The organism is Mesorhizobium sp. Arg314, from assembly GCF_053714275.1.
The window spans coordinates 1-19869 of record NZ_JBSKBP010000054.1; the positions used below are offsets into that span (position 1 = coordinate 1).

At 59.2% G+C, this 19869-nt stretch carries 21 protein-coding genes and 3 pseudogenes; 16 read left to right on the forward strand and 8 right to left on the reverse strand.

From position 1 onward, the window contains the following. A partial coding sequence (locus ACWGS9_RS30550; RefSeq protein WP_454508762.1) for a carboxyl transferase domain-containing protein occupies positions 1–164 on the reverse strand: 164 nt, incomplete at its 3' end. 247 nt (positions 165–411) lie between these two features. Between ACWGS9_RS30550 and ACWGS9_RS30555 the strand changes: the two genes are divergently transcribed. After that, complete coding sequence (locus tag ACWGS9_RS30555; RefSeq protein WP_454508738.1) at positions 412–1824, forward strand: helix-turn-helix domain-containing protein; 1413 nt, start codon at positions 412–414, stop codon at positions 1822–1824. A 234-nt stretch (positions 1825–2058) separates the two neighbouring features. Here ACWGS9_RS30555 and ACWGS9_RS30560 read toward each other — a convergent pair whose 3' ends face one another. Further along, positions 2059–2706 (reverse strand): helix-turn-helix transcriptional regulator, encoded by a 648-nt coding sequence (locus ACWGS9_RS30560; protein WP_454508739.1) that lies wholly within the window; start codon positions 2704–2706, stop codon positions 2059–2061. A gap of 288 nt (positions 2707–2994) precedes the next feature. Here ACWGS9_RS30560 and ACWGS9_RS30565 point away from each other — a divergent pair, with 288 nt between their 5' ends. Continuing rightward, positions 2995–3885, forward strand: coding sequence for an NAD(P)H-binding protein (locus ACWGS9_RS30565; protein WP_454508740.1), 891 nt, complete (start codon positions 2995–2997; stop codon positions 3883–3885). Positions 3886–3915: 30 nt separating this feature from the next. On the opposite strand, the pseudogene ACWGS9_RS30570 reads toward ACWGS9_RS30565, so the two are convergent. After that, a pseudogene (locus ACWGS9_RS30570) lies at positions 3916–4082 on the reverse strand (NADPH:quinone reductase); the annotation flags it as partial. A gap of 99 nt (positions 4083–4181) precedes the next feature. Further along, on the reverse strand, positions 4182–4502 hold the full coding sequence (locus tag ACWGS9_RS30575; protein WP_454508763.1) for a winged helix-turn-helix transcriptional regulator: 321 nt from the start codon (positions 4500–4502) through the stop codon (positions 4182–4184). Between the two features lie 225 nt (positions 4503–4727). Between ACWGS9_RS30575 and ACWGS9_RS30580 the strand changes: the two genes are divergently transcribed. The 3 genes from ACWGS9_RS30580 to ACWGS9_RS30590 all read left to right on the forward strand — a co-directional run bounded on the left by ACWGS9_RS30580 (position 4728) and on the right by ACWGS9_RS30590 (position 6921). After that, a complete protein-coding gene (locus ACWGS9_RS30580; protein WP_454508741.1) occupies positions 4728–5339 on the forward strand; it encodes a zinc-binding dehydrogenase in 612 nt (203 codons plus the stop codon). A 247-nt stretch (positions 5340–5586) separates the two neighbouring features. Then, on the forward strand, positions 5587–6312 hold the full coding sequence (locus tag ACWGS9_RS30585) for an SDR family NAD(P)-dependent oxidoreductase (protein WP_454508742.1): 726 nt from the start codon (positions 5587–5589) through the stop codon (positions 6310–6312). Between the two features lie 204 nt (positions 6313–6516). Continuing rightward, complete coding sequence (locus ACWGS9_RS30590) at positions 6517–6921, forward strand: tautomerase family protein (RefSeq protein ID WP_454508743.1); 405 nt, start codon at positions 6517–6519, stop codon at positions 6919–6921. 459 nt (positions 6922–7380) lie between these two features. Here the strand turns inward: ACWGS9_RS30590 and tnpB are convergent, their stop codons facing one another. Together tnpB and tnpA are read right to left on the reverse strand one after the other, a co-directional pair. Then, a complete protein-coding gene (gene tnpB, locus ACWGS9_RS30595; protein WP_454508744.1) occupies positions 7381–7590 on the reverse strand; it encodes an IS66 family insertion sequence element accessory protein TnpB in 210 nt (69 codons plus the stop codon). Then, positions 7587–8044, reverse strand: a pseudogene (gene tnpA / locus ACWGS9_RS30600) (IS66-like element accessory protein TnpA). The gene tnpB and the pseudogene tnpA overlap by 4 nt, the downstream one beginning before the upstream one ends. A 112-nt stretch (positions 8045–8156) precedes the next feature. Between tnpA and ACWGS9_RS30605 the strand changes: the two are divergent. From ACWGS9_RS30605 to ACWGS9_RS30630, 6 genes and pseudogenes are all read left to right on the forward strand, one after another. Further along, positions 8157–8465 (forward strand): annotated as a pseudogene (locus ACWGS9_RS30605) (recombinase family protein); the annotation flags it as partial. A gap of 249 nt (positions 8466–8714) precedes the next feature. After that, positions 8715–9209, forward strand: coding sequence for an Lrp/AsnC family transcriptional regulator (locus ACWGS9_RS30610; RefSeq protein ID WP_064989902.1), 495 nt, complete (start codon positions 8715–8717; stop codon positions 9207–9209). Between the two features lie 7 nt (positions 9210–9216). Further along, on the forward strand, positions 9217–10068 hold the full coding sequence (locus ACWGS9_RS30615; protein WP_454508745.1) for a transporter substrate-binding domain-containing protein: 852 nt from the start codon (positions 9217–9219) through the stop codon (positions 10066–10068). Between the two features lie 107 nt (positions 10069–10175). Continuing rightward, complete coding sequence (locus ACWGS9_RS30620; protein ID WP_454508746.1) at positions 10176–10835, forward strand: amino acid ABC transporter permease; 660 nt, start codon at positions 10176–10178, stop codon at positions 10833–10835. Next, positions 10832–11506 carry an amino acid ABC transporter permease gene (locus ACWGS9_RS30625; protein ID WP_454508747.1) on the forward strand — a complete coding sequence of 225 codons (675 nt, stop codon included), beginning with the start codon at positions 10832–10834 and terminating at the stop codon, positions 11504–11506. Before ACWGS9_RS30620 ends, ACWGS9_RS30625 begins: the two co-directional genes overlap by 4 nt. 31 nt (positions 11507–11537) lie before the next feature. Next, positions 11538–12491 (forward strand): agmatinase, encoded by a 954-nt coding sequence (locus ACWGS9_RS30630; protein ID WP_454508748.1) that lies wholly within the window; start codon positions 11538–11540, stop codon positions 12489–12491. Positions 12492–12672: 181 nt separating this feature from the next. Here the strand turns inward: ACWGS9_RS30630 and ACWGS9_RS30635 are convergent, their stop codons facing one another. Continuing rightward, positions 12673–13185 (reverse strand): DUF5615 family PIN-like protein, encoded by a 513-nt coding sequence (locus tag ACWGS9_RS30635; protein ID WP_454508749.1) that lies wholly within the window; start codon positions 13183–13185, stop codon positions 12673–12675. A 159-nt stretch (positions 13186–13344) separates the two neighbouring features. On the opposite strand from ACWGS9_RS30635, the gene ACWGS9_RS30640 reads away from it, so the two are divergent. The 5 genes from ACWGS9_RS30640 (at position 13345) to ACWGS9_RS30660 (ending at position 18872) form a co-directional block, all read left to right on the forward strand. Then, the gene (locus tag ACWGS9_RS30640) at positions 13345–14112 is read left to right on the forward strand and encodes a recombinase family protein (RefSeq protein ID WP_454508750.1); all 768 of its coding nucleotides are present in this window, start codon (positions 13345–13347) and stop codon (positions 14110–14112) included. A gap of 264 nt (positions 14113–14376) precedes the next feature. Further along, a complete protein-coding gene (locus tag ACWGS9_RS30645) occupies positions 14377–15147 on the forward strand; it encodes a hypothetical protein (protein WP_454508751.1) in 771 nt (256 codons plus the stop codon). Between the two features lie 774 nt (positions 15148–15921). Further along, the gene (locus ACWGS9_RS30650; RefSeq protein WP_454508752.1) at positions 15922–16512 is read left to right on the forward strand and encodes a hypothetical protein; all 591 of its coding nucleotides are present in this window, start codon (positions 15922–15924) and stop codon (positions 16510–16512) included. Between the two features lie 258 nt (positions 16513–16770). Next, positions 16771–18174 (forward strand): hypothetical protein, encoded by a 1404-nt coding sequence (locus tag ACWGS9_RS30655; protein WP_454508753.1) that lies wholly within the window; start codon positions 16771–16773, stop codon positions 18172–18174. 347 nt (positions 18175–18521) lie between these two features. Continuing rightward, positions 18522–18872, forward strand: a complete 351-nt coding sequence (locus ACWGS9_RS30660; RefSeq protein WP_454508754.1) for a hypothetical protein — start codon at positions 18522–18524, stop codon at positions 18870–18872. Positions 18873–18942: 70 nt separating this feature from the next. On the opposite strand, the gene ACWGS9_RS30665 is transcribed toward ACWGS9_RS30660, so the two are convergent. After that, positions 18943–19686 carry a DUF4145 domain-containing protein gene (locus ACWGS9_RS30665; RefSeq protein ID WP_454508755.1) on the reverse strand — a complete coding sequence of 248 codons (744 nt, stop codon included), beginning with the start codon at positions 19684–19686 and terminating at the stop codon, positions 18943–18945. Between the last annotated feature and the right edge of the window lie 183 nt (positions 19687–19869).

Here is a 19869-nt window from a genome sequence, read left to right on the forward strand (position 1 = left end):
ACGTACATGTCGTATTCCTCGAAGGACCCTTCATCGAGAAGCACCTCGAGCCGTTCGCGCGCCGTCAGCTTGCCCTTCGCATGCTGGGCGTCGATGCGCTTCTGGCCGCCGCCAAGGCGCGCTTCAACGCGGCGCGCCTCCAACTGCTCCAGCACAGCCCGCATCAGCGTCCCGCCTGGTTGTCGAACCCGGCGCTGCCGGCGGCGAAGGACAGCACTGCCGGCAATGGGACGATATCCAACACCCCAGGATCATGGGGCGCACGCAAGGTCGAACCGGTTGTCGTCATGTTTGTCCCATCGGCCTAGGATCGGGGCAGACAGCTAGCTCTTGGGCAGGGTAGAGAAAACGGTTGAAAAGGTGCAAAAGCTATGCAAGCAATTTTGCAAATAGAAAAATGCGAAATTGCAAATGGCACCCTCGAAACTCTTTATCGGCCGCAAGATCCGCGAACTGCGTGAGGCGAACAAAGCGACCCAGGCTGTCTTTGCCGAAAGGCTGGGTATCTCGACCAGCTACCTCAACCAGATCGAGAACAACCAGCGCGCCGTCTCGGCCTCGGTGCTGCTTTCGCTGGCCGAGAAATTCCGGGTCGACCTATCCGCCTTTTCCGGCAGCGACAGCGACCGGCTGCTCTCGGCGCTCAACGAGGCGCTAGCCGACCCGCTGTTCGACGTGCTGTCGCCCGGATCGCAGGAGCTGAAGCTGGTGGCGCAAAGCGCGCCGGCCTTCGCCCACGCGCTGCTCGCCTGCCATCAGGCCTACCGGCGCAACAGCGAGCAGCTCGCCAGTATCGACGACCAGATGGTGCGCACCGACAGCTTTTCGGAGCCGACCCCTTATGAGGAGGTGCGCGACTTTTTTCATTTCGTCGACAATTACATCGACGATCTCGATATGGCGGCCGAGAGCCTCGCCGGGGATCTGCAGATCGGCGAGCAGGACGGCATCGCCGCCATGGCGGAGCATCTGGAAAAGCGGCACGGCGTGCGCGTCGCCAGTTCGGGCGAGGGCAGCGAGACGCTGCGCCGCTATGACGGCAAGGCTAGGGTGCTCTATCTCAGTCCCTATCTGGACAGCGCCTCACGCGCCTTCCAGCTCGCTTTTCAGATTGCCGCGCTGGAGCGACGGACGGAGGTCGACGCGATCATCGCGCGCGCCGGTTTCCGCACGGCCGAGGCGGGAGACATCTGCCGCATCGGGCTCCGCAACTACTTCGCCGGGGCGCTGGTGCTGCCCTATGGGCGCTTTCTTGCCGCCGCGAAGGAAGTGCGCCACGACATAGAATTGCTGGCGGCGCGCTTCGGCGCCAGTCTCGAACAGGTGGCGCACCGGCTCTCCACCTTGCAGCGGCCGGGGCAGAAGGGCGTGCCAGTCTTCTTCGCTCGTATCGACAGGGCCGGCAACATCACCAAGCGCCATAGCGCTGCGAAGCTGCAATTCGCCCGCTACGGCGCGGCTTGTCCGTTGTGGAATGCCTACGAGGCCTTCGAGGTCCCCGGTCGTTTCGCGCGCCAGCTCGCCGAGATGCCGGACGGCGCGCGCTATCTGTCAATCGCCACGGAGATTTCCAAGCGCAGCGGCGGCTTCGCCGCGCCGCAACGGCGCTACGCGATCGCGCTGGGCTGCGAAGTCTCACATGCCGACGACTTTGTCTATGCCGACGGCCTCAACCTGGCGAGCCGCGCCGCCTTCCAGCCGATCGGGATTTCCTGCCGCATCTGCGAGCGGGTGAATTGCGGCCAGCGCGCAGGGCCGCCGCTAAAGCGACGCCTGCGCGTTGATCCCAATGTTCGGTTGGTTCTGCCCTACGCCATCTCCTGATTCGAAGATCGTGCGGCCCCAACTCATGTTGGCGGCGCGGGTCCGCTCTTCTAGAGCAGAATCCGATCGGTCCGCGTAGCCATAGGCGGCGAATTTGTTGGCGCGGTGCAGGTTCGTCATGTCGTCGGCCATCGGTGGTTCCTTCGAATCGGGTTGGTGTCAGCAACTCGACCCTAAGGACGAACATCGATGACCACCGCTGCGCCGCTCGCTAGGGCGCTATTGGGGGGACCTCTATCGATTGACAACTGCTCGACGAACATTACCGGGCGTGCATCCCAGCTCTCGACGCATCCAACGCGCCATATGAGATTGGTGGGCAAAGCCGACCTCGAGTGCGACTTCACTCGGCGCTAACCTTCCTTGCAGGAGAAGAAAACGCGCTCGTTCCACCCTTCTCCGCAGCACGTAACGATGAACTGTCAGGCCCATGGCCACCTTGAACCATGTCCGCAGATGCGAGCTGCTGACGCCTGCTTCCCGACTCAATCTTTCAATTGTGAGGGGCTGATCAAGGTTCTCGTCGACAAAAGTCACGACCCTCTTGATCTGATTTGGAGAAAGACGAGCCGGCAGTTTGGGCCGATCGTCGTCCAGCCCGAGCATCTGCACGGCCAGCGCGATGCCGACGCTTTCGGCGTACAAGAGGCCGCTTGGAGAGTTCGCGATAAGATCGGGATCGAGAGCTCGCGCCAGGTAAAGAATTCGATCGTTGCGGACAATATGGCGCATCTCAAACCTATTTCCGCCTGCAATCCGCCCGATCTCGGCTCCGACCCGGTCCAGCAAATCCGGTGAAAGACAGATATCGAGGGCAAGATAAGCCGTCTCTGCATCGAAGCCACCAGTGGCTCCAGAGGGAACTAGGTCGATGTCGCCCATCTCCCGCAGCGCCGCATATCCGGTCTCTCGACAAAAAGAGCGCGTGGCGGGACTAAGGTGCACGATTATCCGATGGGCGTCTGTGGCGGCCAATACGCAGGCGCCCGGAGCCACGTGTCTAAATCTGGCACTCACGGCTAGTGGTGATCGCGCCGAACTGACCTGAAAATGCATTGGCAACCTCGAACTTTGGCGGAACGTGCTCAAGACTTGGCGAATTGTGCGCGAATTTCAACGGCTCCATATCTAAGATCTCGTCTGAGTAGAATTATAGATGAGGATCGGCACATGGGTTCCTATGTTGTGGTGGGCGCGGGTCCGGTCGGACGCGAAACGGCGCGCCTTTTAGCAGAAGACGGGCACGGCGTTGTCCTAACCAGCAGAAATGCCGGTTCAATTGAAGCGGGTGCAGTGCGCACCGTTTCGGCAGATGCGACCGACGCAGCTCGACTGGCCCAGATCAGCAAGGGCGCTGACGTCATCTTCATGTGCGCCATGGCCGCGTATGACAGGTGGCCGACCGACTTCTTTCCGATCATGGATGGCGTCGTCAACGCCGCCGAGGAGGTCGGCGCCAAGATCGCCGTGCTCGGAAATCTATATGGATACGGCGACAATGCCCCAAATCCACTTTCGTCGCAGTTGCCGCTCAACCCGACCAGCAGAAAGGGTACCGTCAGGGGTATCATGTGGGAGCGAGCGGTCAGATCGACAGTTCCCGCTATCGAAATCCGCGCGAGCGATTACCTAGGTCAGGGAGCCATTACGTATTTCTCGTTGCTCGCGCTACCTTCGCTCCTGAAGAAGGAGCTGGTCTCGTTTCCGGGTGATCTGGACGCTATCCACGCTTGGTCATTCACCAAAGACACCGCTAAAACACTCGTGGCAGCCGCGCGCTATGCGGGGGAATGGGATCGCGCGTTTCACGTTCCAAGTCAGAGCGCATCAATCCGCGAGCTGGCGCAAAAATTCGCGGCCGCGTTAGATTTCGATCGGCCCGAGTTGCGCGAGCTTACAACCGACGAGCTGGAGGAAATCGGTTTTCACGAGGGCGTCGAAATGCGTTACTTATTTGACAAGCCACTTCTCGTCGATGCGACCGACACCGAGCAGCTTCTCGGGGTTGCAGCAAGCAGCCTTGAGGTAATGATCCAGGATACGCTGTTGAGTCACAAGTGATGGAGTGCGGCACTCTGGCCTGTTCATGCCAATCGGAAAGGGCGTAGGTTCGACACTGAGGCCACCAAATTCGATCAGCACGCCGCCGCAGGACATAGCGATCGTCAGCGGTTCGAAAATGGGCCTGCGACGGGGTCGAAAACAACTCGGATGCCCTCAGGTCCGGCGATCTCGGCGAGCCGAGTCGCCAGATCTTCGCGTTAGGCACTCGAACGTCTCTTGCATGTCACAAAATGGGAAGCTGTTTGAGCGATGCTTAGACAACTCGATGAAGAAGCCTAGCGAGCCCAAAGCTCTCAATCTCGCGTACTCGATCTTCGCTGGCAGGCGGAGGCCTGCACTGCGCGCTGTCGCTCCAGCCAAGCCATCCCCCATCGCGACAACATCTCCATGACTGGTCTTAGGCTCTCGCCTTCATCGGTGACACGGTACTCCACCCGCGGCGGAACTTCGGCGAACACCGTACGAAGAACGACTCCGGCCGCTTCAAGCTCGCGAAGTTGCTTGGTGAGGAGCCGCTGGGTGATCCCTGGCAGGCGGCGGCGAAGTTCATTGAAACGCAGCCAGCCCGCGTCGAGGAGGTGGAACAGCACAACGGCTTTCCACCGTCCATCGATAAGATCTCATGAAAGCTATTGCACACCTCCCCGAATCTGCACTGAGCGATCCGCGAAGCTTCTTCCAGACTGAAAACCCGATCCCATTCTTGCGGCATATGACCTACAGGTCTCCGTGCGCGCTGTTTCCGTCAATCCTGTCGACACCAAGGTCCGCGCCGGCAGGATTTTCCTCGGCGATGGCATTGATGTGTTCTCGGATGGGATGTATCCGGCGTCGTGGTGATGGTCGGCCCCGAGGTCACCCTGTTTCGTCCCGGAGACGAGGTTTTCTACGCAGGAAGCCCGTATCGCAGCGGCGGCAACGCCGAACTGCATGCTGTCAACGAGTGCCCTGTCGGTCATAAGCCCGCCAGCCTGACCTTTCCCGAAGCTGCGGCCCTGCCGCTCACGTCCCTCACGGCATGGGAAGTCCTGTTCGAACGGCTGGACGGTCGGCCAGGCAAATCGCTCGACGCCGGCGCACTGCTCATTGTCGGGGGTGCCGGAGGGGTCGGATCGATGCTGATCCAGTTTGCGGGCCGCCTGACCGGATTGAGAGTGATAGCGACGGCGTCTCGGCCCGAGAGCCGGGACTGGTGTCTGTCGCTCGGTGTGCACGCGGTCATTGATCAGTCTAAACCGATGGTTGAAGAACTTCGTGCCATCCAAGCCCCGCCCATAACGCATACCGCCGCTCTCAATGAGACGGACCGGCACTGGCCCGCCATCGCCGAGATCATCACCCCCGGTGGGAAGATCGGCGTCATTACAAACCATGACAGCCTGGACGCGACGCCGCTGAGAGCGAAAAGCGCATCGCTGCCCTGGGAGGACGTGGTGATGCGGATGGCCTAGCCACGCCTGCTGATCTGATCGCACACCATCGCATTTTGGAAGAGGTCTCGTCTCTAGCGGACGCAGGCGTCATCCGCTCGACCGCAACCAAAGAGTTGCGCCTCTGCGGGAAAGCTGACGGTGTCTGCGATGGGCGCGGCGCCTGGATGGAGTCAGCTGGTACTTCTTTGCCGCGCATTCCCCAACCGTTGTGACTCTTTTTGACCGCCTTATTCGTCTTAGTTTCAGACAACAACGGAGCGAACGAATGACCCTAAAGGATAAGAGTGTGCTGGTGACCGGTGCCAATCGCGGCATCGGACAGGCCCTAGTCGAGGAAGCCTTAAGGCTAGGCGCCAAGCAAGTGTATGCCGGTACGCGCCAGCGCTTGGTCCATTCAGACAGCCGCGTTACGGCAGTGACCCTGGATGTGACCGACCGTGTGCAGATTCAGCGCGCGGTTGAGAGCATCGAATCTCTCGATATTCTCATCAATAATGCCGGCGTGGCACTTTATGACGACCTGAGTGATCCCGCGATCCTTGAACAACATCTTGCGGTTAATCTCTTTGGCACGCACAGCATGGCCCAGGCTTTCTTGCCACTGCTGGCGCGTTCTCGCGGTGCCATCGTCAATGTGCTGTCGGTAGCGGGCCTTGCTGCCCTGCCGGTCATTCCTGCCTACTCGATCTCGAAGGCGGCCGCATTCTCCCTGACTCAATCGTTGCGCGCCCTCTTGGCCGAACGGGGCGTGAGCGTGCATGCCGTCCTCACAGGCCCGGTCGATACCGAAATGTCACGCGACCTCGAAGTGCCGAAGGCCTCACCGGCATCCGTCGCGCAAGGCATCTTCGACGGAGTGGCGAAGGGGGAGCAGGACATTTTCCCAGATCCTATGTCGGCATCGATGGCGGAAAGCTGGCGTGGCGGTGCGGTCAAGGCGGTTGAGCTCCAGTTTGCGATGCTCGTGGCGGCACCGCCGGTCGCAGCATAGGCGAAGTCGAAGCCGAGACCCAAGAAAAACCAAGGAGACAAACGTTTACCGTTCACAGGGCCGTATAAATGAGGAGTGGCTGGCGTCCCGGCTGGAGTTGGTTGAGGACGAGAAGCGCTGACGCGGCGTAGCGACGAACTGGCGTTGCGTTGGCAGGATCTGCCCTGAGCGGTTCGGCTTGGACCTGCAGATAGGAGAACGAGCATGCCCATTACCTACCTGGACGTCCCTCAAGGTATCGAGATCGATGAGAAGAAGAAGCTTGTGAAAGCGATGTACGACGCGCTCCACAAAGCCTATCCCTTCCCCGACGACGTCCGTATTTTTATTCGCGAATGGCCGCTTGAGAGCGTGAGTCAAGATGGGCGTCTAGACTCCGAGCCGGCCAGACCTGTTTTGATGATGCATGTACCACAAGGCGTCAACATAGATGCCAAGCGCGCCATGGTGAGCGCTATCAACGCCGCGGTTATTGAAGCATATAACTTACGGAAATTCATGATCTTTATGCACGAATATCCCCTCGACCTGGTGAGCTTGGACGGCGGTCTGCATTCGGATAATCAGCAACGCGTTGAAACTCAGCGGAAAGTCTATGATGCGGGTTAGTACGCAGCACGTTCAGATTTGAGGCCTCTCTATCGCTGCCATGACGAGCACTAGGTGTGACCAGCCGCGCTGGCGGAGGCCCCTCGGGCGTCGCCGCCGCATGCTGGGTCACCTCGCTCCGGCGGATGAGCGGGATGGACATCGACATTGGGGTGTCGACGCAGCTCAACGTTCGCATCCTTTGTCGCCTTGTGGGTGCCGATGATACTGCCGGGCGCGGCTCCGGCGTCTTGAGGCGCGCTTAAGCGAGCCGTCGTGCGCGGGGTTCCGATCTTCGTCAGGTCGTACCGTGCCGTCTGGGCGCTCGTCGGTGTCGCAGCGTATGCGCTGTACCGGCCGTACGGCTTGTTCGTTGCCGGTGCATTTGCGATCGCGGCAGGGCTCCACGAGTTCACTCCGCTCGAGCAACTTCCGCCGGCGCTGCGCTGAGTGCGAAGGTGCTGAATTCGAGCTCGGGCTTTATTGCGTGGGCAGCACCATTCCGGTGCCATCCCACACCAGGATTCTTACACGATCCCCGCGCTTCGACCTGAAGATCACCGTGACCCCGGAATGCGGATCAAGATTCAACTCGGTCTGCACCATCAAGGCCAGCGCCTGATGGCCACAGCGGTAGTCCACCGCGCGCGTCGCGATCAGGATCGGTAATCGTTGGCCCGCGACGATCATGCCGCCCCTTGCATCGCGCGCACCAAGGCCGCAACCCGGTCAACCGGCACATCGCCGGGAAACCTCACCACGAGGTCTGCGCCTATTTCTACCGTCGCGATCCCCGAAGGGGCCTCGACCGGCTCCGGGACCGGCAAAGCATCGGCAGCTTCCTTCGACCCCGTCGTAATAGCCAGGGGCACGAAGGCAGGCTCGAAAGCCCCGCTCTCCACGGCAGGTAAGGCGGGCATCAGGTCTGCCGGCAAGATCAGAAGCCCTTCACGCGCCTGCCGGCGCCAGTCCGAAAGCTGATGCGGAAATGAGATCATGACGACGCGCAACATCAACAACCCGCGTACCGGATTGATGGCTTTCCGCTACAATCCGGCCCTTCAGATCGTTCGGCCATCGGCGGTTTCCTCGACGAGGCTCGACAACTTCGCAGCGCCCCGACAAATCCCTCACCATCCGCGATGCCAAATCTCCAGCTCCTGCCGAAAACCTTCTGGCAGAAATCTCAATGTTCAGAAACACGCGGAATCAATGGGGTGTAGGCGGCGCATACGCTCAAAGCTGAAGGCTCCGAGATTGTTCGGTCCGAGAAAGCGTCGGGCGGAAGTCGCGACGGGCGCACGGAGCTGGCAACTGTTTGGATTTCTTAGGGCCAGGCGACGAGCTGGTGGTAACAAGGCTGGACCGGCTTGGCCGCGACACGCGCGGTGTTCTGAACCTGGTTTATGAGTGCGAACATCGAGGAGCGTTCGTAACCGTTCTGGATCAGCGTGTCTCAACCCGTAGCGAAACGGGCCACGTTGTTTTGACTCTTGGGCATGGTCGCTCAGATGGAACGACGCTTTATGAGAAAACGGCAGCGTGAGGGCATCGAAAAAGCTAAAGAGGCAACCATGTTCGATGTCACTTCCGAACTGACCGTACGGAAGAACTCATCCGCAAAGGCGACCTTCACTGCCTTAGCATCGGCCCGTTCGCGCCAGACAACATGACGTTCCCGAAATCGAACCGCGCATCGCCAAAGGCTCGCAATCCGTCGCTTGATGTTTTTCGGCGAATCTCAGCTTGTATGAGACGGTTTCTTATGCAATTTTCAAATTTATAGTCGTTAATCGGCACCAGCGGGAAGCGGCATGTGGGATTTCGTCAGCACGAGTGACCTCGACGACACCGAACAGGCAGTGCTTTCCCAACTCAAGGTCGATGGGCGGATGTCGAGCGTCGACATCGCCAAGCGCATCGGCGTCACCGAAGCCACCGTGCGGCGCAAGATGGCGCGCGTGCTCGAAGATCCGGATATCTGCATCCAGGCTGTGGTGCGGCCCCTGCGCAGCGATGTCGGCATCGCGGCCATCGTCGGGTTCGACGTCGATCGCGAGCACATAATCAGCGTCGCCCGAAAACTGTCGGAGTACTCGTTCGTCGACAGCGTCTACGCCATGACCGGGCCGTTCGATATCATCATCCAGCTCACTTTGCCATCAACGACCAGCCTGCACGACTTCCTGGTCAGCGAACTGGCGAACGTTCCCGGGATCAAGGATTCCGAGAGCTACATGATCGGCCGCGTGTTCAAGCACTCGGGCCGGGCCTACCAGCGCAGCAAAACCGAAGAAAAAAGAGGGTAACAAAACAATGGGTGAGTTCTCTTCCGCATCGCGCCGCCGCGTCCTGTCTCTGCTTGCCGCCGCGCCGCTCTTCCTGTCATTCCCCGCTCGTGCCGATGGGCTGGTCGACCAGATCAAGCAGCGCGGCACTATCGTCGTCGGCACCGAGGCCGCCTTCGAGCCGTTCGAGTTCGTGCGCGACGGCCAGATCGTCGGCTACAACAAAGACATTCTCGACTATGTCGTCAGCCAGCTCGGCGTGAAGCTCGACCAGCTCAACCTGCCGTTCCAGGGGCTGCTGCCGGGCCTGCTGGCCAAGAAGTTCGACCTGATGGCGACCTCGACCGGAATCAATGCCGAGCGGGCGGCGAAATATGCCTACACACGGCCGACAGGCTCGTTCGAGAATGTCATCGTCGTGCGCGCTGACGAGCAGCGCATCAAGATGCCGGAAGACATCAACGGCATGGTGGTGGCAACGCAGCTCGCCTCCTCAGTACAGCCGATCGTCGAGGCCTATGACAAAGAGCTCAAGGACAAGGGCGGCAAGGGTGTTGGCGAACTGAAATTGTTCACCTCCTTCCCCGAGACCCATGTCGCCCTCGCCTCCGGCCAGGTCGACGCCATCGTCATTGCCTCGCCTTCGGCGGCAGTGCTGATGAAGAACGTCCCTGACACATACAAGGTGGTCGGTTCGATCGGCGAGTTCTCCTACCTGTCCTGGGTCGTGCGGCCGGAGGATAAGGATTTGCGAGAATTCATCAACGCCAAAATCGGCGAGCTGAAGGACAGCGGCAAGCTGAAGGAATTGCAGCTAAAATGGTTCGGCTTCGAGATGAAGACGCCCGCCGAAGGCTATCTGCCGCCCGGCGCGCTCTGAACTCTTTCGAGGCTGAAACAGGTCTGGCGCGGCGCAAGCGATGAGCTCCAGCTGCGCGGCTATCGCCTGCGCCACGCCAGACAGTGCTATTCCGTTCGAGCTGAAAAATGTTCCATTTTTCAAAAACGCTGACCTTCCTGCCGCAATTCCTGGCTGGCGCCGGCATCACGCTCGGTGTCTCGGCGCTGGGGTTCCTGGTCGGCACGGTGATCGGCTTCGGCCTGCTCGCCTGTGGTCGGTCGCGCTGGCGCGTGGTTCGCTGGATCGGCGTGCTCTACACCAGCTTCATCCGCGGCACGCCGCTGATCGTGCAGATCTTCGTCGTCTATTACGTGCTGCCGGGCCTGGTCGGCATCGACCTGCCACCGCTGCTGGCGGGCGTGCTGGCACTCAGCTTCAACAGCGCGGCCTTCGTCGCCGAGATCCTGCGCGCGGGGCTGACACGCATTCCGGCCGGCCAGTACGAGGCAGCCAAGGCGCTTGGCCTGAAGCCCGTCGTGACCTGGTTCAAGATCATCATGCCGCAGCTGTTCCGCGCCATCATCCCACCGATGGTCAACGAGTTCACCATGCTGGTGAAAGCGTCATCGATCGTCTCCGTGATTGCCGTGGTCGAACTGACCCGCACCGCGCAGAACATCATGAACGTCACCTACCGGCCGGTCGAGGCCTTCTGCATCGCGGCGGTGCTGTATTTCATCGTGCTGTTCTCCTGCAGCCTGCTGACCAGGCATCTGGAACAAAAGGCGGAGGGAGCACGCGCATGACGTTCGATTTTTCCGTCATCCTGGAGAATTGGCAGATACTCGCCAAGGGCTTCGGCAATACGGTGCTGATGTGCGCGGTGTCGCTGCCGCTCGGCTTCGCGCTCGGCGTCGTGCTGGCGCTGGTCAGGCTACGGGGCGGGCGGCTGTCGGCGGGGATCGTCTCGGCCTATGTTGAAATCTTCCGCAACATCCCGTTCCTGATCCAGATTTTCCTCTTGTTCTACGCCTTGCCGATGTTCGGCATCCGGCTTTCGCCGGTGGTGGTTTCGATCGGCGCGCTGTCGGCCTATGCCAGCGCCTATTCGGCCGAGATCATCAGGGGGGCGATCCAGTCCATCTCGCGTGGGCAGGTCGAGGCAGGCTATGCGCTCGGCCTGCGCTACCTCACCATCTTTCGCAAGATCCTGGTGCCGCAAGTGCTCGGCTATATCCTGCCCGCGGCCACCAACCTCACAATCACGCTGATCAAGGAATCGGCGATCCTGTCGGCGATCACGGTTCCCGAGCTTACCTATATGGCTCAGAACGTCATCGGTCGCACCTTCTCGCCGGTGGAGATCTTCACCGCCATTGCATTGCTGTACTGGGGGCTGACCGCCCTTGTCGCGGCGATCTCGCGCAGCCTCGAGCACAGGTTGCAGCCCCATCTCGCAGCCCGCCGTGGCGCCTGATCCAAAAAACTTTCAACACAGGGGAGACCCCATGTCCAAACTCACCACCGCGCCGCGCGATGTCTTCCAGACATTCATGAACTTTCCGCTGGTAGAGGATCTCGACACGCTGAAGGCTGACGTCGCCATTATCGGCATGCCCTATGGAGACCCCTACACAATCGACGAACTGATCAACGACCAGACCAACGCGCCGACAGCGGTGCGGCGCGCCTCGCAGCGTATCAGCCAGGCGCTGGACCGTTATGATTTCGACATTGGCGGACCGGTCTTCGACGGGCAGGACATCAAGGTCGTGGATGTCGGCGACGTGCCCGGCGCGGCGGCCGATCATGTCGGGCACTACAAACGGGCCGAAGCAGCGATCCGCAAGATCCGCGCCGCCGGCGCCCTGCCGATCACCATTGGCGGCGATCACGGCATTCCGATCCCGATCTTCCGGGCGCTTGACGGCGAGGGCCCGATCACGCTGGTACAGCTCGATGCCCATCTAGACTGGCGTGACAACGTCAACGGCGTCGAGGAAGGTTATTCCAGCACCATCCGGAGGGCTTCGGAAATGGCGCATATCAAGGACATTTTCCAGGTCGGCGTGCGCGGCCAGGGCAGTGCGCGCACCGAAGAGGTGCAGGCCGCCCGCGCGTACGGTGCCAACATCATCACGACGAATGAGTGGCAGGATATCGGTACGGCGGCCCTGCTCAAGCGCATCCCCGATGGCGGTCGCTACTATCTCACCATCGATGCCGACGGGCTTGATCCGGCAGTGATGCCGGCCGTTGCCGGCCCGCAGCCTGGCGGCGTCACCTATCGCCAGACGATCGACCTGATCAAGGGGCTGTTCGCCAAGGGAGAGGTGGTTGGCGTCGACATCGTCGAGATCACCCCGGCGCGCGATGTCAACGAGATCACTTCGATGACGGCGGGCCACATCATCCTGAACGCCATCGGGGCTGCCGTACGCGCCGGCTACTTCAAGCGCTGAGCCCTCTATCTCTCGCTTGCTCCATGTCAGCCGGTTACCGGCTGACATGGTTGTTGCATCCGTGTTTGCGGCGATAACCGCATGTCACTTGAGGAGTGGGAAAGGCGGTTCAGGCCCAAGGCGGTTACGTCGTAGCCGGCGACAACGAGCCTCTCATCGCGCCGATGATCGAGTGTCAATGCTATTCGTCTTCCCAGATTTCCGACAGGCCTTGCCGAACTCGATAGCGCTGGATGCCCATGCGACCGTCGTCCTGACGACACCTAATCGTCATTTCACCATTGGCTGTGATTACGATCTTCGACTTGCGCCAGATTTCCGGCATCCGCCCCATATAGGAAACCAACATTGCCAACGCTCTCCCCAGGGCCTCATCGTTACCGTGGCCCCCTGGGAGAACCACTACACCGGCGTTGGAATGCTCTGGGAAGCTGCGGTCGTCCATGAAATCGGTATCGTGCGTGAGCAAAATCCGCCTTGTTCGCCACGCATGTTGAAAAACAGCCTCGTCACTTTTGCCGTCGAGGCCCTCCTGCCAAACGTCGCGAACGTTGAAACCTTGGTCGCGGAGCACGCGAGCCACCTCTGGACCCAAGTTTTCATCGACCAAGAATTTGGAGTGCGCCGAACGCGCCCAGTCCTGAGCGACTTCGGCAACGTCAGCCGGGTCGTTAGCAAGCCTTACCCACGCCATTGAGGCGGCCCTTTTGCTTTGGTGGCCTCGAAATAGGAGCGAAAGCCCGTGTTTTCAATCGACTGCTTGCCGCCAAGTGGTGCCATACAATGCGTATATCAACGCTTGTAAGATTTGTATATGGACGTATATAATCATCACACGGTGTAGGGAACGTTCATGCAGTCGGTCATCTCCTATCTTCGCGTGTCGACCGGCGGCCAGGGCAAAAGTGGTCTGGGCCTTGAGGCGCAACGTCAGGCCATCGCCCACTTTGCTGGGGCCGAAGGGTTCGACATCACCGCTGAGTTCGTCGAGGTCGAGACCGGCAAGGGTGCCGATGCCCTGTCTCGTCGTCCGAAACTCGCCAAGGCGCTTGCCACCGCGAAGAAGGCCGGCTGCTCAATCGTCGTTGCCAAGCTGGACCGGCTTTCGCGTGACGTCGCTTTCATTTCCGGTCTGATGGCGAAGCGCGTACCGTTTATCGTCGCCGAGCTTGGGTCGAACGTCGATCCCTTTGTGCTGCATCTCTTTGCCGCCGTCGCCGAGCACGAAAGAGCTGTGATCTCTAAACGCACCCGCGCCGCGCTTTCCGCTGCGAAAGACCGTGGTGTCAAACTTGGCGGTCCAAAGCTCGCCGAAGCGCAGCGAAGATCGATGGAGGTTCGTATGGCGCAGGCCGACGCTTTCGCCGCCAACATCCTGCCGATCATTCGCGAAATCCAAGCGAATGGGGTCAAATCGCTGCGACAGATCGCGGTCGCGCTCAATGCGCGCGGCATCGCTTCGGCGCGTGGCGGGACGTGGACTGCGGTTCAGGTGACGGACATCATCAATCGCGAAAAGCGATTGAAATCCATTTCACCCGGGCCCAGCACTGAGCCGCAGGATGACCCGACTAAAGGCGGCGAGCCGGTACCGAGTACACCGCTTGGCTCACGCTGGTGATAAGGCAACAGCGACGGTCCAACGCTCGGCCGCTCGATGGCCTAACACCGGCGGATTGCGCAGCGGTTTATCCGAGGAACGAGATGTGAAGCGCCTCGGCACTCGGCCTGCCAGGGTTTGTAGGTGGCGGGGTTGGGGGTGAATGGGTACCTATCGGGCAGTCCGCCCGACATCTGCGTTTCGCGACCAGGGAAAAATCATGTCCTGCCGCTTGCCGCGCGCCTGCTCCTCCATTATCCGAGCGCCAAATGGAGTAGGTGCTCAATGAGTGTCGACCTTGATGATGCCCGACTGCTTTTTGATCGCGCAAGAAAGCATATACAGGAATTCAACGACCTTATCGGGAGGCAGTCACCTGCGCCTGTTTGGTCGATTGGAAGCCGGAAAGACATCGAGGGCAATTTCGTCTACAGCCTCCGTATCCACCGAACGACACTACGAGCAATGAAGCCCGTCATAGCTGACGCAGCGAACAATCTGGTCCACAGCCTTGATCTCGTAGCAGCCGCTTGTGCCCGCTCTGTCAACGCAGGCCGCAGCAGGGACCTCTACTTTCCCGTCGCAGACGACGATGCCAAATTCGCGAAGCTCGACAAGGCGGTTCGACCCCTGGTGGGCGTACCTTTCATGGATCTTTTCGCCAAACTTCGGGTGCAGAACAGGCAGCCATATCACCCGAGCAGGTATTCGTACTTAGTGCTGCTGAAAGAGATGTCGAGTGACAACAAGCATTGGTCACTCTCTCCGGCGCACTCGCAGGCAAACGCTGTAGGTTGGACGTTACCCGGTGCCCTAAGTCAGACTATTGCGAATATTCCTGACGCCCACTTCGAAAGCTCCGACGAGTTTGACTTTTGGAAACCCACCGAACCTGCCCCGGCAGGGATGGGTTTTTCAATAGTTTTGGGGTTAACCGTTAAGGGATTTGCATCCTTTCCCAATGCCAGCATCGACAGCGCATTCGAGGTAGTAGTGCGCTTGGTTGAAGAGGTGATCATGGAAACCGAGAGATTGGCGAACGCGCCAAATCAATAGCGGCCGAAGAACCGAAATTGACTTGCGCGCTTGCGCGAGCCCCCGCTCAACAGGCGCTTGCCTGCCTAGGTTAATCTGTACACGCGCATGGCCGAGTGCTAACCGTGGTCGAGCGGCCGAGGCCGGGCGATCTCACAAGCAAGCCGCCGACTGCCCGAGGTGGATGGAAAGCGGCCGTGGAGAAATCGGCTTGAGCGACGGTCGCGATGTTCCATCTGATCTGACCTTGTCCAACAAGGGTCGTGGGCAGGCAGGCATAAACTAACTGGCAGGATAAACTGCTGCCAAAGGCCGGATACCCTGACGATGCATCCGGCCTCTGAAATGCCAATGGACTTGGCGTGATTTCAGCCTACTTGCCGACTACGATGATGATGATCGTGGCCGCCGATGCTGGCATCGTGCTCAACGCGGTCATTGCGGTCAGGGCCATCGTGGCCATTAGCTTTTTCATCTACATGCCCTCCTTGGGCAATCGACGGGGTTAGCAAAAGTCATCAATCGTCCCGTCGAGCGTGAATTCAAGCGCAGGAAAGTGTGATCCGCATATCCACTCTTTAGGTGTCAGCCGCCACTCAACAAGTGACTTTAACATGAAAGCAGATTACCCAAATATCGTGCGGAGTATCCGCGATAAGAGAACGCTATATGCTGCTTCAGAAGATGTGGAGGGCTCGCTCCCGGGCGGAGGCTGACGCCTACTTGCTAAAACAGCAAGAATGGTGTGCACACGAGGACACGGCGAAGGCAATTGCAAGGTGCTCGGAGCACACATTGCGTCAGTTGACGCTTAACGTGCCCGCCGATCCTTATGATCCGAAAAGTGCGCCGTGGTGGCCAACTCGCAGGCCAGAAACGGACGATCCGGTATTGCTGGAGACACGCCGAGTTTTCCTTCGTTCGCGTGCGTACGACAATGGGACGGAAATCTTCCTAAGAGAGCTAGCGCAGCAGGGGAGCATCGAACCGACAGCTGTAGCTGATGTGCGCGCTGGCAACGGCAATCAAGCGAAATCTCCTTGGCTTAGAGAGGTCTTGCTCCCACAGAGCTATTTCGGTCTCAATCAGATGCTAGCCTTCTCGCAGATACAAGAGCTTATGCCCGAGGAATACCGTGGGCTCCGCAACGAAAGAGAAACTCACCTTGGCGAGATCGCGAAGCTCTTCGGTATCGAGGGGGTGAACCGCCAGCTGCAGTTCAGGTTGGGCAAATTGGTGCGATTTGCGAGTGTCGGTTTTCTGACCGCTCTCCCTGCCCGGAGAGGGTATGAGATGCTGATCGAATTAGGGCCTGCTGGACGCGCCTTCTTTACGAAGGTCTACGTGCCTATAATCAACCACATGCCTCTCTACGACAAGAGGTAGACGGCGGTCACTGCAACCTAACTCAGGAAAGGACAAGAGGATGGCAAGAAGTAATATCGGCGGCGGTGTTGTTTGTGGTTCCATCTGGCCGTAGCAGGAGAGGTCCGCCTGTTGTGGGTTTCTCCCGCATCTCGCTTAGCTCTCGCACTGTTTGACGAACGACCCCCATTGTGCTTCGCGTTAAAGGCAAGCAGGTGCCTAGGATTGATCGTCACTTCACCGTAGCTGCCTGGAGCGGGAACGCGACTGGATATTCGCATGGATGACAAGATTGCGGCCTTGCTGGTGGCGCTCAAGCAAAGGCGACAGTTGGCTGAGGAGGAGCGTCGCCGCCATCCTATGACGACACCACAGCAGGAAGCTGCCAAGGCAGTAGTCAGTCGCCTAATTCAGATGCGTCAACTATGGATCGACGCTGCAGAGAACTATTTCGAACCGAAGAGGTTCCTTCTCTCTCTCCAGCAATGCATCACCGTAGGCCGGAGCGTTACATTCGTCTTGCAGGCCCAAAAAGGGGTGATCAAGGATTTCGACGCCTGGTACGCGCCTCACGTCTTAAAAATGGCTGGGGATCCGATCATGATTTGGGCTAGGGACGCCCGCAATTCGATCGAGAAAAGAGGAGACCTCAACACCCTTAGTCAGGTTCGTGCTGAGATCGTGGCTTCTTACCTTGACGGCCCAGCAACGGATTGGATGCCTGAAGCGCTGTTCGCTTCCCCGCGCGAGATATTCAAGGCTGTGCCCAAAAAATTTCGAATACCGCACATTGTTGAGAACGGCACACTCGTGATTGAGCGGCGCTGGGTAGACGAAGAACTGCCGGAAATCGAAGTGCTTGAAGCCATGGCCCATGTCTACGGTCAACTGGCCGACCTTGTTGAAGACTTGCTGCGACACCTTGGAATTGAGGTGCCATCGGACATTTCCGACCGACCCGACGTGATGGGAGCACTTGCGATGGACAGGGCGTTGTACCTCTCCATGCGAGACGGTTCGCAAACTGGCCTGCGGTATTTTCAGCGAGAGGCGAAGATAGATGGAAAGGCTCTGAAAAAGCGCTACGGCAAAGGGGCGGTCAATTGGAAAATCTTCGAAAAGGCAACGACCTTTCGCGAAATGGCAGAGGCCTACTTCCGCCAAGCCAGAATTTTGATGGCCGTCGATGGCTATCACCGAGCTTTTGCTTTTCTGCTGAGGGGCAATTCGGTTGTGCGGATCATCGCAGCTGATCATCCTGACAGGGCCTCCAGGTATCTGCTTATGCGAGATCTCGCCCGGCTCGCTCACATTGATGGAGCGGATGGTGTGATGTTTATCAACGAAGCCTGGACGGCCCTTGAGAATGAAGTGCCGGAGACTGGGTTTGCAGTCGACGCTAAGAACCGTGGCGAGGTTCTGGCGCTTTTGGCCTGCAACGCAAAATGCGAGACGTACAACTTCCAGGCCCGCATTATCCGCAAGAAGAAAAACCCCACAAAGGTGAAGCGGTTAGAAGCCACGGTCGTCGGGAAGGATGTGGTCGCTTGGATGCTTTATCCATTTCAGCGTCAGTGGGGCTGCGTCGATGAAAAGAAGATGATGCAGGGCGAGGAAAGGCTGATTGCTGCAGGTGTGAAGTTGCCGACTGTTGCGGCCGATAAGGGGGCAGCCGATACGTGAACCTCCATTTGCCGGCGGCTCTATTGTCGAGATAGTGCCGCAGCTGCGGGGGGGCAGCATGACATTTCCATCCACTCGCGACTCTATCCCTCGGCAGGAGCTATGAAGCGCAAATCAGCCGAGCCGACCTCAACAGCGCGGGTTTTGCCAAGCAGCCCCTCGCACCTCGGCACCCTCGGGGTTTGACGGCGGCGGGGTTGGGGGGCGATGTGGGGCCCCTGTCGGATGCACGCAACTTGCGATCAACAGTCCGCTGACTGCATTGTCAGCTGACAGCATCTGGCCATCTCCGTGTCCTTGTATGGCGGTGCTATGGTCCTCCGATTGATAGCGAGGAGCACTGTTCCATGCCCACGACCACACGCCGCACTTTTCTCGCACTGACCGGCGCAATAGTTGCGGTCGATCCGGTGTCCGCCAACATCAACTCGCCGAACCTGCAGGCGTTGATAACCGCGCATGAGACGGCCTATGCTGCCTTCCACCGCGCTATTCACAGCGCGCGCGGCAGCGGGGATGACAGCGAACGGGCCGACCGGGTTGAGCAGGAGGCGTTGCTGGCCGTCTGCTCCTGTCCTGCCATCAGCCGAGACGATTGCCGGATCAAGGGGAAATATCTGCTCGCGGTCGAGGCTCGCAGCGAACTCGATCTGGAAGAACACATGCAGGCCGTCTTGCATTCGATGCTGTCTGGTTGACCAACGACGTCGGCCAACTGTGCAAAGGCAGCGCGGCATGACCTTCGCAGCAGCTGTGTCGAAGGCTCGATTACAGTGGTTTAATCTCAGCTTTCTTGCGCTCGCGAGACGGCACATTCCCTTCGAGCTTTTTTGCTTCTGCATCAAGTCGGCTGCGGCGGGATGGTGCCACAAACGCCTCGAACACAAAGTGTTCCAAGATTTCCGCTAAGGTATCCAGCTCCTTGGGCTTTGGCCTCCACCCGCGATGCACTGATGCGCTTCCAGCATCTACCAGCAATGCCAAACGGTCCTTGTCGACGCCGCCAATCTTTTGAAGCCGAACCAGTTCGTCCAGTTTCTTGGCAAATGGGAGGTTGTCTTCGACCCCTAGCAAAATAGCAGCCACGTCGAAACACGTTCGCATACCGATTGCCGCGAGGATAGGAAGGTCAGCATCGAGCGCTCCGTAGACTTCCCTAATAGCCTGCTCAAGTTCGTCCGCGTCGCCAATGTGGACACCAAAATCGTCCCACCACTCGGGTTTCTGCCTTTTGGATAGCGCAGGCCAGTATGAAAGTGTTTCGATAAGCTCGCTATCAGGTTCGCCCAGCTCATTATAGAATTGGTGGATATTCTCGGTGTCAGCGGAAGATTTTTGGACGAAAATGTGCTCGCATCCACGGCATTGTAGAATATACCAATTGATCCACCACTGCATATAACCGTCGCCATCCTGGCCGTAATCCTTGTGATGTCCGCGCACATCACAATTGCGTATGCCTCCGCACTCAGAGCAAAACGCTTTGCGGATCGCAGGAGCCGTTTCAGTCATCGCGCCATCGCAAGTTGAACCGCAGGTTGCAGGTGGGTCGGAAGCGTTGTGCAAGTGCCACCGTTTGATGTCAACGTCCGTGCCGGGTAGCCCTGGCAAATTCCCGCCTGCCTTCATCTGGACCGGACGGAACTCTCTGCCTATGAAATGGAACGGCGCGCCTTCAGGTTGGCGCATGTTTCA

Bases quoted from the DNA above. Each gene is read 5' to 3' on its own strand.
- ACWGS9_RS30560 (WP_454508739.1), bottom strand. From the start codon at position 2,706: ATGGGCGACATCGACCTAGTTCCCTCTGGAGCCACTGGTGGCTTCGAT.
- ACWGS9_RS30615 (WP_454508745.1), top strand. From the start codon at position 9,217: ATGGGTGAGTTCTCTTCCGCATCGCGCCGCCGCGTCCTGTCTCTGCTT.
- ACWGS9_RS30625 (WP_454508747.1), top strand. From the start codon at position 10,832: ATGACGTTCGATTTTTCCGTCATCCTGGAGAATTGGCAGATACTCGCC.
- ACWGS9_RS30565 (WP_454508740.1), top strand. From the start codon at position 2,995: ATGGGTTCCTATGTTGTGGTGGGCGCGGGTCCGGTCGGACGCGAAACG.
- ACWGS9_RS30610 (WP_064989902.1), top strand. From the start codon at position 8,715: ATGTGGGATTTCGTCAGCACGAGTGACCTCGACGACACCGAACAGGCA.
- ACWGS9_RS30555 (WP_454508738.1), top strand. From the start codon at position 412: ATGGCACCCTCGAAACTCTTTATCGGCCGCAAGATCCGCGAACTGCGT.
- ACWGS9_RS30620 (WP_454508746.1), top strand. From the start codon at position 10,176: ATGTTCCATTTTTCAAAAACGCTGACCTTCCTGCCGCAATTCCTGGCT.
- ACWGS9_RS30630 (WP_454508748.1), top strand. From the start codon at position 11,538: ATGTCCAAACTCACCACCGCGCCGCGCGATGTCTTCCAGACATTCATG.
- ACWGS9_RS30590 (WP_454508743.1), top strand. From the start codon at position 6,517: ATGCCCATTACCTACCTGGACGTCCCTCAAGGTATCGAGATCGATGAG.
- ACWGS9_RS30640 (WP_454508750.1), top strand. From the start codon at position 13,345: ATGCAGTCGGTCATCTCCTATCTTCGCGTGTCGACCGGCGGCCAGGGC.
- ACWGS9_RS30585 (WP_454508742.1), top strand. From the start codon at position 5,587: ATGACCCTAAAGGATAAGAGTGTGCTGGTGACCGGTGCCAATCGCGGC.
- ACWGS9_RS30665 (WP_454508755.1), bottom strand. From the start codon at position 19,686: ATGACTGAAACGGCTCCTGCGATCCGCAAAGCGTTTTGCTCTGAGTGC.
- ACWGS9_RS30580 (WP_454508741.1), top strand. From the start codon at position 4,728: ATGGTCGGCCCCGAGGTCACCCTGTTTCGTCCCGGAGACGAGGTTTTC.
- tnpB (WP_454508744.1), bottom strand. From the start codon at position 7,590: ATGATCGTCGCGGGCCAACGATTACCGATCCTGATCGCGACGCGCGCG.
- ACWGS9_RS30635 (WP_454508749.1), bottom strand. From the start codon at position 13,185: ATGGCGTGGGTAAGGCTTGCTAACGACCCGGCTGACGTTGCCGAAGTC.
- ACWGS9_RS30655 (WP_454508753.1), top strand. From the start codon at position 16,771: ATGGATGACAAGATTGCGGCCTTGCTGGTGGCGCTCAAGCAAAGGCGA.
- ACWGS9_RS30660 (WP_454508754.1), top strand. From the start codon at position 18,522: ATGCCCACGACCACACGCCGCACTTTTCTCGCACTGACCGGCGCAATA.
- ACWGS9_RS30645 (WP_454508751.1), top strand. From the start codon at position 14,377: ATGAGTGTCGACCTTGATGATGCCCGACTGCTTTTTGATCGCGCAAGA.